The 13,858-nt window shown below is 42.6% G+C and carries 15 protein-coding genes and 1 tRNA gene; 13 read left to right on the forward strand and 3 right to left on the reverse strand.

Going from position 1 to position 13,858, the window contains the following annotated elements:
* Positions 1-169 precede the first annotated feature (169 nt).
* Positions 170-2,605, forward strand: a complete 2,436-nt coding sequence (locus G9Q97_RS21625; RefSeq protein WP_317168796.1) for an outer membrane beta-barrel protein — start codon at positions 170-172, stop codon at positions 2,603-2,605.
* A 93-nt stretch (positions 2,606-2,698) separates the two neighbouring features.
* Here G9Q97_RS21625 and G9Q97_RS21630 read toward each other — a convergent pair whose 3' ends face one another.
* From G9Q97_RS21630 to xerD, 3 genes are all read right to left on the reverse strand, one after another.
* Positions 2,699-3,163: a MaoC family dehydratase gene (locus tag G9Q97_RS21630; protein WP_166150826.1), complete on the reverse strand. Its 465-nt coding sequence runs from the start codon at positions 3,161-3,163 to the stop codon at positions 2,699-2,701.
* Between the two features lie 68 nt (positions 3,164-3,231).
* Complete coding sequence (locus G9Q97_RS21635) at positions 3,232-3,717, reverse strand: Clp protease ClpB (protein WP_222852057.1); 486 nt, start codon at positions 3,715-3,717, stop codon at positions 3,232-3,234.
* Between the two features lie 101 nt (positions 3,718-3,818).
* The gene (gene xerD / locus G9Q97_RS21640) at positions 3,819-4,724 is read right to left on the reverse strand and encodes a site-specific tyrosine recombinase XerD (RefSeq protein WP_166150828.1); all 906 of its coding nucleotides are present in this window, start codon (positions 4,722-4,724) and stop codon (positions 3,819-3,821) included.
* Positions 4,725-4,852: 128 nt separating this feature from the next.
* On the opposite strand from xerD, the gene aroQ reads away from it, so the two are divergent.
* From aroQ to G9Q97_RS21700, 12 genes are all read left to right on the forward strand, one after another.
* Positions 4,853-5,281 (forward strand): type II 3-dehydroquinate dehydratase, encoded by a 429-nt coding sequence (gene aroQ, locus G9Q97_RS21645; protein ID WP_166150830.1) that lies wholly within the window; start codon positions 4,853-4,855, stop codon positions 5,279-5,281.
* Between the two features lie 5 nt (positions 5,282-5,286).
* A complete protein-coding gene (locus G9Q97_RS21650; RefSeq protein WP_166150832.1) occupies positions 5,287-6,342 on the forward strand; it encodes an aminotransferase class V-fold PLP-dependent enzyme in 1,056 nt (351 codons plus the stop codon).
* 12 nt (positions 6,343-6,354) lie between these two features.
* The gene (locus tag G9Q97_RS21655) at positions 6,355-6,936 is read left to right on the forward strand and encodes a MarC family protein (protein WP_166150834.1); all 582 of its coding nucleotides are present in this window, start codon (positions 6,355-6,357) and stop codon (positions 6,934-6,936) included.
* 131 nt (positions 6,937-7,067) lie between these two features.
* Positions 7,068-7,142, forward strand: a tRNA-Pro gene (locus G9Q97_RS21660).
* Positions 7,143-7,207: 65 nt separating this feature from the next.
* Positions 7,208-7,516, forward strand: a complete 309-nt coding sequence (locus G9Q97_RS21665) for a hypothetical protein (RefSeq protein ID WP_166150776.1) — start codon at positions 7,208-7,210, stop codon at positions 7,514-7,516.
* 168 nt (positions 7,517-7,684) lie between these two features.
* Positions 7,685-7,891 carry a hypothetical protein gene (locus tag G9Q97_RS21670; RefSeq protein WP_166150836.1) on the forward strand — a complete coding sequence of 69 codons (207 nt, stop codon included), beginning with the start codon at positions 7,685-7,687 and terminating at the stop codon, positions 7,889-7,891.
* A complete protein-coding gene (locus G9Q97_RS21675) occupies positions 7,881-8,192 on the forward strand; it encodes a hypothetical protein (RefSeq protein WP_317168797.1) in 312 nt (103 codons plus the stop codon). Before G9Q97_RS21670 ends, G9Q97_RS21675 begins: the two co-directional genes overlap by 11 nt.
* A 578-nt stretch (positions 8,193-8,770) precedes the next feature.
* Positions 8,771-9,004, forward strand: a complete 234-nt coding sequence (locus G9Q97_RS21680; RefSeq protein WP_166150838.1) for a thioredoxin family protein — start codon at positions 8,771-8,773, stop codon at positions 9,002-9,004.
* Between the two features lie 124 nt (positions 9,005-9,128).
* The gene (locus G9Q97_RS21685; RefSeq protein WP_166150839.1) at positions 9,129-9,479 is read left to right on the forward strand and encodes a gamma-glutamylcyclotransferase family protein; all 351 of its coding nucleotides are present in this window, start codon (positions 9,129-9,131) and stop codon (positions 9,477-9,479) included.
* Positions 9,480-9,482: 3 nt separating this feature from the next.
* A complete protein-coding gene (locus G9Q97_RS21690) occupies positions 9,483-10,106 on the forward strand; it encodes a MarR family winged helix-turn-helix transcriptional regulator (RefSeq protein ID WP_166150841.1) in 624 nt (207 codons plus the stop codon).
* Between the two features lie 394 nt (positions 10,107-10,500).
* On the forward strand, positions 10,501-12,891 hold the full coding sequence (locus G9Q97_RS21695; protein ID WP_166150843.1) for a TonB-dependent receptor: 2,391 nt from the start codon (positions 10,501-10,503) through the stop codon (positions 12,889-12,891).
* Positions 12,891-13,853: a PepSY-associated TM helix domain-containing protein gene (locus G9Q97_RS21700; RefSeq protein ID WP_246255819.1), complete on the forward strand. Its 963-nt coding sequence runs from the start codon at positions 12,891-12,893 to the stop codon at positions 13,851-13,853. Before G9Q97_RS21695 ends, G9Q97_RS21700 begins: the two co-directional genes overlap by 1 nt.
* The last annotated feature ends 5 nt before the right edge of the window (positions 13,854-13,858 follow it).

Consider the following 13,858-nt stretch of genomic DNA (forward strand, 5'->3'; position numbering starts at 1 on the left):
AATTCCCGGAGGGTTTTTTGTTCGGATAGCGAACAATAAAAGTGTTCGGTATTGAGACAGTCAAATATTTACAAAATTTCATAAAACACTGAAAAACAAATAGATATGTAATTTTTTTGATTTTGGCACCTTTTTCCCATGTCATGGCATAGAACGAATGTAAATGACCATGAACTTTAGAAAGCTTATTTTTGCCACCTCTTTTTTCTTTTTACTGGGACTGAGCCACCTGGCAGCCCAGGAGATGATGGCTACCGTTTCAGGAACGGTACTGGACGAAAGGGGAGACCCACTTCCTTTTTCCAATGTTGTTTTATTGGAAACCGGGTCTGAGGATTTGGTTACAGCTGCTATTTCTGATGACACGGGTCATTTTACCTTGCAGACAAATGTTGAAAAAGAGGTAATCCTTAGTATTTCTACCCTGGGTTTTGCGCCTTACAAAAGCAAGCCGTTCTTATTGAAAGCCGGTTTGAAGAAGGACTTTGCTGAAATTCAATTAACAGCGGAATTGTCTGCACTGGATGAAGTGACGGTAAATGCCGCCAGGCCAAATGTATTGATTCAGGCAGACAAAACCATCGTCAACGTGGCAGGTACGGTAATGGCTGAAGGTAATACGGTTTTGGATGTGGTAGGGCGGTCTCCGGGAGTGTTTGTAGATGCTGATGGTAACATTAGCCTGAATGGCAGGACAGGTGTTATTGTGTTGATAGATGAGCGGCAGACCTATATGAGTGCCACAGACCTGGCCAATTTTCTTCGTGCCATGCCAGCGGACAATATTCTGAGCATCGAGGTGATCAACAATCCTCCGGCAAAATACGATGCCGAAGGAGCGGCTGGTGTGATCAACCTGGTACTTAAGAAAAATAATGTAAACGGCACCAATGGAAATGTCCAAATTGGCAGCCAGTACAACGGCATGCATACTCCCTCAGCAGGGGCTACCTTGAATGTCAAAAAAAACAGGTGGACTTCCAATGCCAGTTTGAATTACAATGAATGGGGGAGGTTCATTGATCTGAATATCCTCAGGAGATTTCAGCTGGAAAACGGTCTGTCAGTTTTTGATCAGACGGCAAGATTGAAACTTTTAAGAAGCAACCTGTTTTTCTCGGGAGGGACAGATTACCGTATCAATGACCAACACAGTGTGGGAATCAACCTGCAGGTATCCGGTCAAAAGGGTACCGAAGATGGCAATTCCCTTACCAATATTTCGAACCCTGAAAATACAGACAGGAACTTCCTGAACGCACTCAATGATTCAGACTCTGACAATTTCAGGGTCTTTGGTAACCTGCATTATATTGGCAAGCTGGATACCCTTGGGACCAGGATTACAGCCGACCTGGACTATACCCAAATGGATGCCAGTAGCCTGAGTATGCTGAACAATAGTTACTGGGTGAATGAAAATACCGGGGCCGGTACCTCGGACCGGATCCGGACAGGGAATGAAATGGTGTATACCATTTATACTGCCAAGGCCGATTTTACCAGGCCTCTGGGAGAAGGAAAGGAGTTGGAGGCCGGTCTTAAAGGAAGTTGGGTAAATTCTGATAACCAGCTGGATATTTTCAAAAGTGTGGAAGAGGGGGAATTTACCCGGGATCCCAACAGTAACCATTTTATTTACAAGGAACAGGTATTGGCAGCATACACCTCTTACAAGGCACCTATTAGCGAGAAATTGAATTTTCAGGCAGGATTAAGAGCAGAATATGCTGAAATAGAGGGTAATTCCGTTACTTCTTCACAGGTAAACACCCAGGAGTACCTGAATCTTTTTCCCAGCATGTACCTGCAACACCAGGTAAATGACAATTATCAAATTGTTTACAATATTAACCGCAGGATTACCAGACCCCATTACAGGCAATTGAACCCCTACGTTTTTTACATTGATCCATTGACCACTGAGGAGGGAAATCCGCAACTGAGGCCCCAATATGCCAATAATTTTGAAATGAATCATATCATCAAAAGCGCTTATCAGGTTTCCCTGTCTTTTTCTCAGACAGAGAATGCATTTGGGCAGATCATGGTGCAGGACGATGAGACCAGAAAAACCAGCATTCAGATGCAGAACCTGGACCGCACGCAGAACCTAAGTCTGAGAGCCATCCTCCCGGTAGAGTTTGCAGATTGGTACAGCAGCAGCAATATGTTGCAATTTAATGGCAATACCTTTCAATCCCAATTAGGGGATGAGCTTCTGGATGAAAGACAATTTTCCTTTATGGCCAGGACCCAGCACAACATTAATTTGCCCAAAGGATTCAAGGTGGAGTTGATAGGAATTTACAGGAGTCCTTTTCGTGACGGACAGTTAAAAATCAATGCCATGAGCTGGATGGATGCCGGGGTAACCAAAACATTTCTTGACGACAAGATAAGCCTTACCGTAAATGGGACAGATATTTTCAGGACCATGAGATTTAAGGGTAATATTGATTTTCACCGCATCAACACCGATGTGCAACAGTACAACAGCATGCAGAGTGTGAGGTTTACGCTACGCTGGAAATTTGCTCAGGGAGAACAATTTAAAGTTTCCCAAAGAAGTGGTAGTACTGAAGAAAGAAATAGACTGGAATAAGTTTAGATTAGGTTTTTAACAATTATAAAGACAGCACCTCATAGGTGCTGTTTTTATTTAAACTTCTATTGCAATGTCCGGGGAATTTTAAGTTTACAGGAAATGGTACAGAAAAATCAGGTGAGCGGAAAGTGCCGGTTTTCTTTCTCCCTTGATCTCGATTTTCACCTGCATTTCCGTTTTGATGGTACCCCTGAGGTCGCTGATATTGGCCAGGCTTGCTTTCATCCTGATCTCGTCATTGACTTTTACAGGATTGGCAAATCTCAGGTTCTCTATACCATAATTGACCATCATTTTGAGGTTGTTGACCTGTACGATCTGGTTCCATAAAAAAGGTACCAGGGAGAGGGTAAGGTATCCGTGGGCAATGGTGCCCCCAAACGCACCTTCCGCTTTGGCCTTTTCGGGATCGGTATGGATCCATTGGTGGTCCAAAGTGGCATCAGCAAACAGGTTGATCTGTTCCTGATTTACCTTGTGAAAATCCGATACCCCCAGCTCCTTACCAATGTATTGTTGAAAGTCTTCAAAACTATTAATGATCAGTTTGCTCATATCTTTATTGGGTTTGAAAAAATGAAATTATCAAAACCCCCCGGATTATAAAACAAAAATGATGGAATTCAATATGCTTTTTGTTTTTTCCGGTAATACATAAAGCCAAGCACCATACTGCTTAGAAAAAAAATGAGTGTGGTCCACTCGTAGGTTCGCATTTTTTCTTTTTCCTCCTGTATGTCTGCATCCTTTTCACGAAGGGCCCTTTTGAGTTTAACGATATCGGCTTCGGCTTTGTGTGCAATGAATTTATAATCCTCTTTTTCGTTGCCTATGGTAGTTGTCTGAATGTCTTTGAGCATTTCCAGCTCCTGCATGATCTGGTTGTCCTTGTGAATGATGCGTCCCATCCATTCATTGGTGGTCATCATGTCTTTTTTTGTTCGATTACCAAAAATCCCGGATTTCTGGTTCTCAGATTCCTGCCATTCCTGGTGAAGGATTTTTCTTTCCTGTACCAGTTTATTGAGTTTTTCCTGAGCATCCGCCGGCATGGGAAAGGTTATTAACCAGATGAGTAATCCAAAGAAATAAAAGACTTTATTTTTCATGCTGATTTGGCATTTTTTATAACTGATTCTGATTTTGAAATTCCGATTTCAAAAAACATGCCTAAAATCAATTGACTATCTTTTCCTTTTATTTTAAAACCTTAATTTTTATTTCCGGGAAGAAATTCGTTCAATACCTGCCGCAGGTAATCGCGGTCCAGGTGGGTATAAATTTCCGTGGTGGTAATGCTTTCGTGACCCAACATTTCCTGCACCGCCCTGAGATCTGCACCACCTTCCACCAGGTGGGTAGCAAAGCTATGTCTGAAGGTGTGTGGGCTTACATTCTTCTGTATCCCGGCCTCTTTTACCAGTTTTTTGATAATGAGAAACACCATCACTCTGGAGAGTTTTTTTCCTCTGCGGTTTAAAAAAATATACTCTTCATGGCCTTTGGCAATATTTTGATGCACCCGGACCTCCTCCAGGTAAAGGCGCAGGTATTTAGCAGCAGACTTTCCTACAGGCACCAGCCGTTCCTTATTGCCTTTTCCTGTTACCCGCAAAAACCCGATATCCTGGTAGTAATGGCTGGTTTTTAAATGAGTCAGTTCGGAAACCCGCAGCCCGCTGCTGTAAAGCATCTCTAACATGGCCCTGTTGCGATGCCCTTCCGGCTCCCCCATGGGGATGGCTTCCAGCAGTTTTTCGATTTCAATATAGCTCAGCGTGTCTGGTAGGGTCCGGGTTAGTTTTGGAGCCTCCAGAAGCAGGGCCGGGTTGTCCAGGATTTTATCCTCGTACATCAGGTATTTGAAAAAAGCCTTGATACCGGAGATGATTCTTGCCTGTGAAAATTCAGATATATTTAACCCGGCCAAATCATTCACAAATTGCCTCAGGTGATAGAGCTGCACCTGTTCAGGGGCAATGTCGGGAAAGTTTTTTTCCAGATAGGCCGCGACCTTTTCCACATCCTGCCGGTAAGCCAAAATGGAATTGTCCTGAAGCGAACGCTCGATTTTCAGGTAATAGCCAAAGGCTCTGATCTCCTTTTCCCAAGTCATCCCGTAAAATTAATCCTTCCCGGATATTTTGTCCTCATTTTCTTAAAAACAATGGATTATCTCCGCTAGTTATTTGACGATTGCTTACATTTGCCTTTCCAGTTATAGACAAGAAAATCAACAGAAAATTGAAAATCGCTATTATCAACGGTCCCAACCTCAACCTTTTAGGTAAGCGGGAGCCGGAAATTTATGGAAGCAGCTCTTTTGAAGATTATTTTGAAAAATTGACCGCCAAATATCCTGATTTAAAACTCTCTTATTACCAGAGTAATGTGGAGGGCGAGCTGGTCAACCGACTTCATGAAGTAGGTTTTGATCACGATGGTATTTTAATAAACGCAGGCGCCTACACCCACACCTCTGTGGCCCTCTCGGATGCCATTGCGGGAATACAGACACCCGTATTGGAAGTTCATATTTCCAATATCTATAAGAGGGAGGAATTCAGGCACAAAAGCATTATCTCAAAAGAATGTGTGGGGATGATTGCCGGCCTGGGATTGCTGGGCTATGAATTGGGATTGCAATATTTTATACAGAAAGAAAATCAATAATGGCTATGCTCACATTTGCTCCGGGACCATCTAAAGTTTTTGACAAATTACCTGAATATTTTCAGGACGCTTATAATCAGGGAATCCTCAGTGCCAACCACCGCAGTGCGGTATTTATGGATTTGTACAGGGATACTGAAAATTTGTTGAAGAAAAGGCTGGAAATACCTGCAGATTACAGGCTGTTGTTTACTTCGAGTGCTACCGAAAACTGGGAAATCATATCCCAGTCCCTGGTAGAACAGGCCTCATTCCATGTTTTTTCAGGATCTTTTGGTAAAAAATGGTTTGATTTCGCCCAAAAAATCATTCCCGAAACCGACTCCTTGAAGTTGGATAAAAACACGGTATTGGAAGTAGCTGACCTGGAAGTTTCCGATGCTTTTGATTTCATAGCCATTACCCAAAACGAAACCTCCAATGCCACGCAGGTGAGCAATGAGATCATTGCGGGCCTGGTGAGGAAATTTCCCGATAAGATGCTGGCGGTGGATACCACCTCCTCCATGGGCGGAATTTTCCTGGATTTCAAGCTGGCCGATGTCTGGTATGCCTCCGTACAGAAATGCTTCGGCCTGCCTGCGGGGCTTGGGCTTTTGGTACTCTCTCCCAAAGCCATTGCCAAGGCAAAAAATAAGGGGGAATATGGGCGGTACAACAGCCTGAATTTCATGTTGGAAAATGCAGCCAATTACCAAACCCATTATACGCCTAATGTACTGGGTATTTACCTGTTGAACAGGGTATTGCAGGACATGCCGCCTATCCAGGAAGTACAGGAAAAGACTGAAAAAAGGATGCAGGCCCTGGAAAAACTGGTGGATCAATCGGCCAAACTGGCTTTTTTGGTAACCAATCCCGCATCAAGAAGCCGAACGGTTTTGGGCGTAGGAGGTGAAGAGGCTTTTATCAAAAGCATCAAACAGGCCGCTGAAAGCAAAGGCATGCAGATGGGGAGTGGTTATGGTCCTTTAAAGCCTACCAGTTTTAGAATCGCCAATTTTCCGGCCATAAATGATGAGGAGTTTGATAATTTGATCCGTTTTTTGGAAAGCTACTGAAGGTAAACCCACATGTTTGATTTCAGAGAAATTCTTTCTGTTACCCTGATTCTTTTTTCCGTAATCGATATTTTGGGTTCTGTGCCCATTGTGATCAATCTCCGGAAAAAGGTGGGTCACATACAAAGTGGAAAGGCCACTATTGTAGCGGGAGTTTTGATGGTTTTGTTTTTATTGCTGGGTAAATCTATACTTAGCTTGTTCGGAATTGGCGTGGAGGATTTTGCCATTGCAGGGGCCCTGATCATTTTTGCACTTGGGGCTGAAATGATTCTGGGAATAGAGATATTCAAACCGGACCCGGAGGCAGGCTCCACCAGTACTTCCATTGTGCCCATCGCCTTCCCGCTGATTGCCGGGGCAGGTACCCTGACCACCATACTTACCCTCAAGGCGGAATTTTCTCAGGCCAATATTGCCGTAGGGATCGTTCTGAATCTGATCATTATCTTTGTGGTACTCAAAAGTACCAACTGGCTGGAGCGAAAATTGGGGCAGACAGGCCTGGATGTTTTGCGGAGGATATTCGGGATCATTTTGTTATCCATAGCGATCAAGATTTTTAAAAGCAATGTGTTTCCGGATATGCCATAATGGGGTCCTGGCAGGTTAACAGGCAGGGGGATTTTACGATTAAATTATCTCATATTTTCGCTTTCAGGTTTTTGATTTGATGAAAAAAGGATTACTTTTGCAATCGCTTTTGGAACAAAACTGAAAGTTTTCGGGGTGTAGCGTAGCCCGGTCATCGCGCCTCGTTTGGGACGAGGAGGTCGCAGGTTCGAATCCTGCCACCCCGACACATAACAAACCTATCCGATTCAGGGTAGGTTTTTTTTTGCCCTTTCGGTCCAACTCCCCAAAGGTGTCAAGAGGAGAATCGGGGTTTGAAATCCGGGGGAAGGGAGGATTTGCGGGGGGTAGTTTGTGCATGTCCTATCATGGTATACGTTTAGTTTTTCATGTCCCAATTTCCGTGTTTTTGACTCATGTATCTTCCGGAAGGAAAAATATTTCTCCCTCAAAGCCATTCAATGACCTGGCACTTTTACCTCCACCAATGGAAAAAGTGGAAGCTATCCAAATCCTCAAACAGGAAGACAAAGCATCATGCCATTCCACCGCAGCCCATTTTTTGAAAGTGTTTGTTCATAAAGGTCAAAAAATAAGGTGAATGTGACACTTGGTTTACTTGTCCGAAATTCCTAAAAAAATTATTGAGCTTATTGAACGGATACTTATATTTAGGTATTATATATTAGACAAAGAATCTATTCTTCAAGCCAGAGTAGACGCAAAACCTTAAAATTAAAAAGATGTTTCTTTAATAATAACAAAGGATATGAAAGTATTATTGGATATAAAAGACGAGAAAGCTGCCTTCATAATGGAGCTGCTCAGCAACTTCAAGTTTGTAAAAGCCAAGCCGCTCACCCCCTACAAATCTGAAGTATTGGAAGGATTAAAAGAAGCGGTAGATGAGGTAAATCAGATCAAATCAGGGAAGAAAAAAGCACAACCATTAAGTGATTTTCTTAATGAATTATAGGGTAGATACGATTGCTCCTTTTCGAAAAGAGGCCAAAAAGCTCATCAAAAAATACCCTTCCCTAAAAAATGAACTTGTGGAACTGGGCAGTAAACTTTCCAATGACCCCACCACTGGTACTGCCCTTGGCAATAATTGCTTTAAAATTCGGCTGTCCATCGCTTCCAAAGGAAAAGGCAAATCCGGAGGGGCAAGGCTGATTACGCATTTCTACCGGCTCAGGATATGGTATTTTTGCTTTCTATTTACGACAAGTCTGACCGGGAAAATATCTCTGACGGCGAGATCAAAGCACTACTGAAGTTAATTCAGTAAAAAAATCATACATACCCGGCTCGTTGGCTATTTCTGGTTCCCTATATTTACAGGTTAATGAACGGTAATAAACATCTATTAAAATTAATGAATACCACTGTCTACTATCGTTTAAAACCGAATTTGGGCGTAATAATTCAATATTTATTGTTGGAATCCTAAATATCATTTTTCCCAAGACCGGGCTTAAACCTGGGAAACCCCGGAACCCATTACTTGCTAAAGAGAAGTAACGGATTTGTTTCAGCAAAAATACTCATTAGGGCCTGAATTCCTCTTCCATGCTAAAAAGTGCGAGCTGCAGGAGCCAGTTTATGATTGAATTACGTAATCTTTGGTTTGATTTCGGTTATTTCTTTGCCAATACCGTTCCGAAATTTGTATTTTTAATCAAAATGGAATCAGGATGCGCAATAGGAATCTTAAAAAGGTAAAATTGGTACTTTCGAGGTCTCAGCTATAGGGCTGGGTTGCATAAAAAAAATTATATCATTTGAATAGTAAGGAATCCTTACTATATTTGGCAAGGCAATATCGCCTGTTAACACTTTAAACTTTATTCAAATGGTAAAATCAATTTTCTATCACGCAGGCTGTCCCGTATGTGTCAGCGCAGAACAGGACATTGTAAATCTCATTGGAGCCGACAATGTGGAAGTCGTTCACATTGGCGAAGACCGAAGCCGAATATCCGAAGCGGAAAAGGCAGGAGTAAAATCAGTTCCTGCACTGCTTACTCCAAACGGAAATGTGCTTCACCTCAATTTCGGGGCATCTATTAATGACCTGAAAGGCTAAAAAAATTTGTTCTTTTAAGTTAGGATTCCTAATTAAAATGGGGTTCCTGACTTATTTTCAGCCATAATAAATACCCCTCAAATTGAAAAAATGATTGATTTGATTATTGAAGTAGAAAAATGCAATGGAAAAAACAATACATTTATTATTTTCTTATGGTACTTTACAGTCAGAGAAAGTGCAGCTTGAAAATTACGGCCGAACCTTAAAGGGGAAGCCGGATATATTGACCGGATATAGGCTCCATAAAATACAAATAACAGACTCTTCGGTACTTGCCAAAAGTCAACTCGAATACCATCCAATTGCTATAAAATCAGAAAATAAGGCAGATTTTATAGAGGGCTTACTATTTGAGATAACGGAGTCCGAACTTGCAAAAACCGACAATTACGAAGTCAGTCAATATCATAGAATACGCGAAACAGTAGATTCAGGGAAAAAGGCCTGGATATATGTGGCAAAAATTGAATAAAAGATGAAGCAATACTCACCATTTAATTTAAACGAGCAAAATCAAAAGGTCGAAAGCCGAATTGTAGTGGCTTTGGAGCGAATATCGGAAGCTTTCAGGGTTTTGCTGTGGAACGAAAGCAAAGGAAATGCGCTCAGTCCCATACAAATGCAGCTTCTAATTTTTATTTCTTTTCATTCCATGGAGAAATGCAAGGTAGGCTACCTGGCAGATGAGTTTAACATGACTAAAGCCACCATTAGTGACAGTGTAAAAGTACTTTTGGCCAAAAACCTGGTTAGCAAAGAAACAGACCCTGTAGACATGCGGAGTTATTCGCTTTCGCTTACAACAGAGGGTAAGAAAATCGCAAAAAAAGCATCCCTTTTCGCCTCTTCCATGGAGCCACCTATCGGAAATCTATCGGAGGAACAGCAAACAATCATGCTCAACGGATTGCTTAAATTGATTTATGACTTGAACAAATCTGGCATCATCACTATTCAACGCATGTGTTTTACCTGCTCCAACTATCAACTTAAAGAGGGGGTGCATTACTGCAAACTTCTGAAAAGCTCACTGGCAGAAAATGAATTGCGGGTGGATTGTCCGGAACATGAATTGCTTCCCACCACAAAAAACAATTGAAGCTAAATGTATTTTTTCAAAAATGTGATTGAGATTGAACCCGAAGATGGTGATTTTGCAGTTTTAAAACTACAAAGAACGGCTCTAATAGGTGTATGAATACTATATTAATTCAATCTCTTTTCCATTTTCTATTAAACCGGAAAATACCACTTCCCCTGAAAATGATAAGGACCTTATCCCAATTGCTTGGTCTCCCTGCTGAAGTTCCAATACAAGAGTTTCAATCCGAAATGGCATAAATTTTTCACCTCCGTACTGAGTAAATTTCTGAATACTTTTCCAATAGAGATAGAAAATTTCTATCGTTTCAATTAATTAAGATTATTTCCAAATAGCATTGTTTAGAATTAATCTTATTAATACTTTTGTCCTGTCAAAATTTATAAATACAATGAAGAACAAGTACTCCTTATTGATAGCCGTTATTTCACTTTTTGCTTTCTCTGTAGCTTACGGCCAAACCGGAACTGTCAGCGGCAGGGTAACAACAGGGGACAACAAGCCCCTGGAATTTGTAAATGTGGCCGTCGCAGGCATGGACAAAGGAGCCACTACCGATCGGCAGGGGCGCTTTTTGATCAGGGATCTGGAAGCAGGGACTTATTCCCTGCAGGCATCTTTCGTAGGCATCAAAACCCAGAAGAAAAGCATTGAATTGAAGCCGGGACAAAGGCTGACTGTAGATTTTAGGCTGGCAGAGAGTTCAACCGATCTCTCGGAGGTATTGGTAACCGATTTCAATGCCAACCGCTTTTACTCTGATAGCAACTTCACCGTTTCCAAATTACCTTTAAAAGACCTGGAAAATCCACAGGTTTACAATTCAATCAGTGGCAAATTATTGAAAGAACAGGTGGTAACGAACATGAATGATGCCCTCAAAAATGCCACTGGAGTAACCCGCTTATGGGAATCTACAGGACGTGGTGGTGATGGTGCGGAATACTATACCATGCGGGGCTTTTCTGTACAACCTACCATGGTCAACGGCATGCCCAGTGTGAATAATGGAGGACTTGATCCTGCCAATGTTGAAAGTGTGGATGTGATCAAGGGGCCATCAGGAACCCTTTTTGGAAGCCCGATGATCTCCTACGGAGGCCTGATCAACATTACAACCAAAAAGCCTTTGGACCAGGAAAGAAGGGAAGTGGGTTTCGTGACGGGTAGTTTTGGTTTAAACCGCCTGACAGCTGATATCAATGAGCCGGTATCCGAAACTTCAGCGGTCCGTTTGAATGCTGCTTACCAAACACGAAACACTTTTCAGGATGCAGGTAGCAGTCGATCCTTTTTTATTGCCCCCTCCTTCAAATTCAAGGCAAGTGAAAAGCTCAGGTTTCTTATCAACACCGAATTTCTGGATGCCGTTTCTGTTAATGCACCCATGATTTTTCTCAATCGTTCCAATCCTTTGACTTTTTCCAGTATGGAACTTTTTGACAGGAACTATGAGACCTCCTTTACGGGAAATGGATTGGATATCAAAAATTCCTCTTACGGGATTCAGGCACAGGCGTTTTATGAAATCAATGATTCATGGACCTCTCAAACCGTTTTGTCCAGAAGTTCCACCAAAACGGATGGCTATTACCACTATCTTTTTGACAACAGTGACGGAGATTCCTTTACCCGGTATATTTCTGACAGGAATGGGCAGACCATCACCACAGACGTACAACAAAATTTTATCGGTGATTTCATGTTGGGGGCGTTCAGGAACAAGACAGTTATCGGAATCGATTATTTCAGGTCTTCTGTTTTTAACGGCAGTACAGGCTGGGTGGGCAATGGCGTCGTAACCCTTTCAGATGGGAACGATACAGGTGTGCTGACCCGGGCTGGGGTGGATGACCTGGTGAAGGATTCATTTGAGGGCAACTCTACCGGAAGCAGTGAAGTGCTTAGTGCATACATTTCCAATGTCATTCAATTTTCTGATGCGCTTTCCCTAATGGCCAGTCTGCGTATTGACAATTTTAATGGCAAAACCGATTACTGGATAGAAGAGGAGGTTAAAAGCCAGACTTCTCTTTCGCCCAAATTGGGTATAGTCTATCAAGTGGTCCCGGAGAAAGTTTCGCTTTTTGGCAATTACATGAACGGATTTGTCAATCTGGCTCCTGCCAATGTAAGCAATGCGGATGGGTCAAATCCCAGACTTAAAATTTTTGATCCGGAGCAAGCCAATCAGTATGAATTTGGAGTCAAATCCAATATTTATAAAGATAAAATCTCCGCAACGGCAAGTTATTACAACATCGGTGTAAAAAACCGCCTGATGACCGATCCTGATAATATCAACAATTCTATCCAAGGGGGTGAAGTGGTAAGTAAAGGGGTTGAATTCAGCCTGATTGCCAACCCGATAAACGGACTGAACCTGGTTGCAGGCTACAGTAATAATAACACCGAGGTAACCGAGGACAATGAGAATAGTGGGTATTTAGGGCTCAGGCCTGAGGAATCAGGGCCGGCAGAACTGGTTAATTTCTGGGCCAGTTATACCATTCCTACCGGACCTTTAGCAGGAGTGGGCGTCGGTTTTGGTGGAAACGCAGCGAGCGAGCACCTCACTTTAAACAGGGCCAATATCGGTACCTTTGCGCTGCCAGCCTATCAGGTGTTTAACGCAGTTGTCTCTTATGCAGGTATTGGAAATCAGTACCTGGTGTCCTTAAAGGTAAATAACCTGACCAATGAAAGGTATTATTCCGGTTGGTCCACCGTGACCCCTCAGCAATTAAGAAATGTAGCCTTTAGCCTCAATTACAGATTTTAATGAAGATCAAAAAAGCAATAGGAAAAATTCACCTTTGGCTCGGACTTTCGTCCGGGCTTGTGGTGTTTATAGTAGCGATTACCGGCTGTATTTATGCCTTTCAGTCAGAAATTCAGGATTTAACCCAGTCTTACAGATTTGTAGAACCACAGCAAAGTCCTGTTTTACCCCCTACTCAAATTTGGGAAAAGGCTGACCAGGCATTGCCCGATAAGCACCTGCATGCCGTACTATACCCAAAGCCTGATCGATCCGCCCAGGCCATTTATTATAGTTTTGAGGAGGATTACTACTATTTCGTGTATGTCAATCCCTATACCGGAGAGGTATTGAAAGTCAAGGATGAATTTGCTGACTTTTTCCGCCTGGTGTTGGATGGACATTTTTATCTCTGGCTCCCCCCGGAAATCGGACAGCCTGTAGTGGCTTCTTTTACGCTGGTGTTTTTGGTCATGATGATTTCCGGATTGATCCTATGGTGGCCAAAAAATAAAAAGGCTAAAGGCCAGCGTTTTTCATTAAAGCTAAACGGGAGTTGGAAAAGAAAGAATTACGATCTGCACAGTGTCATCGGCTTTTATGTGATGGCCTTTGGGTTGGTATTTGCGGTCACCGGTTTGGTTTGGGGTTTTACCTGGTTTAGGGACGGGGTCTATTCAGTAGCTTCTGGAGGGAAAGATTATGTGGAATATTACACGCCAGAATCCACCTCCTCTCAATCCTATCAGGGAGATTTGCCTGCCCTGGATCAAGTCTGGCTCAACATGAGAGCAGCTTATCCGAATGCAGACTGGATAGAAGTACATCCTCCTGAGACGGAGAATGGGGCCATTGCCGCCAATGCCAACCCGGATGCTGGTACTTATTGGAAGATGGACTACCGGTATTTTGATCCGAATACTTTGGAAGAATTACCCGTGGACCATATTTGGAACCGTTTTCACGAAGCCACCGTTGCCTAAAAAAT

The sequence above is a fragment of the Cyclobacterium plantarum genome (genome assembly GCF_011290685.1).
GTDB classification, from domain to species: domain Bacteria; phylum Bacteroidota; class Bacteroidia; order Cytophagales; family Cyclobacteriaceae; genus Cyclobacterium; species Cyclobacterium plantarum.

Bases quoted from the DNA above. Each gene is read 5' to 3' on its own strand.
- xerD (WP_166150828.1), bottom strand. From the start codon at position 4,724: ATGACTTGGGAAAAGGAGATCAGAGCCTTTGGCTATTACCTGAAAATC.
- G9Q97_RS21680 (WP_166150838.1), top strand. From the start codon at position 8,771: ATGGTAAAATCAATTTTCTATCACGCAGGCTGTCCCGTATGTGTCAGC.
- G9Q97_RS21655 (WP_166150834.1), top strand. From the start codon at position 6,355: ATGTTTGATTTCAGAGAAATTCTTTCTGTTACCCTGATTCTTTTTTCC.
- G9Q97_RS21695 (WP_166150843.1), top strand. From the start codon at position 10,501: ATGAAGAACAAGTACTCCTTATTGATAGCCGTTATTTCACTTTTTGCT.
- G9Q97_RS21635 (WP_222852057.1), bottom strand. From the start codon at position 3,717: ATGAAAAATAAAGTCTTTTATTTCTTTGGATTACTCATCTGGTTAATA.
- G9Q97_RS21685 (WP_166150839.1), top strand. From the start codon at position 9,129: ATGGAAAAAACAATACATTTATTATTTTCTTATGGTACTTTACAGTCA.
- G9Q97_RS21650 (WP_166150832.1), top strand. From the start codon at position 5,287: ATGCTCACATTTGCTCCGGGACCATCTAAAGTTTTTGACAAATTACCT.
- G9Q97_RS21630 (WP_166150826.1), bottom strand. From the start codon at position 3,163: ATGAGCAAACTGATCATTAATAGTTTTGAAGACTTTCAACAATACATT.
- G9Q97_RS21700 (WP_246255819.1), top strand. From the start codon at position 12,891: ATGAAGATCAAAAAAGCAATAGGAAAAATTCACCTTTGGCTCGGACTT.
- G9Q97_RS21625 (WP_317168796.1), top strand. From the start codon at position 170: ATGAACTTTAGAAAGCTTATTTTTGCCACCTCTTTTTTCTTTTTACTG.
- G9Q97_RS21670 (WP_166150836.1), top strand. From the start codon at position 7,685: ATGAAAGTATTATTGGATATAAAAGACGAGAAAGCTGCCTTCATAATG.
- G9Q97_RS21675 (WP_317168797.1), top strand. From the start codon at position 7,881: ATGAATTATAGGGTAGATACGATTGCTCCTTTTCGAAAAGAGGCCAAA.
- G9Q97_RS21690 (WP_166150841.1), top strand. From the start codon at position 9,483: ATGAAGCAATACTCACCATTTAATTTAAACGAGCAAAATCAAAAGGTC.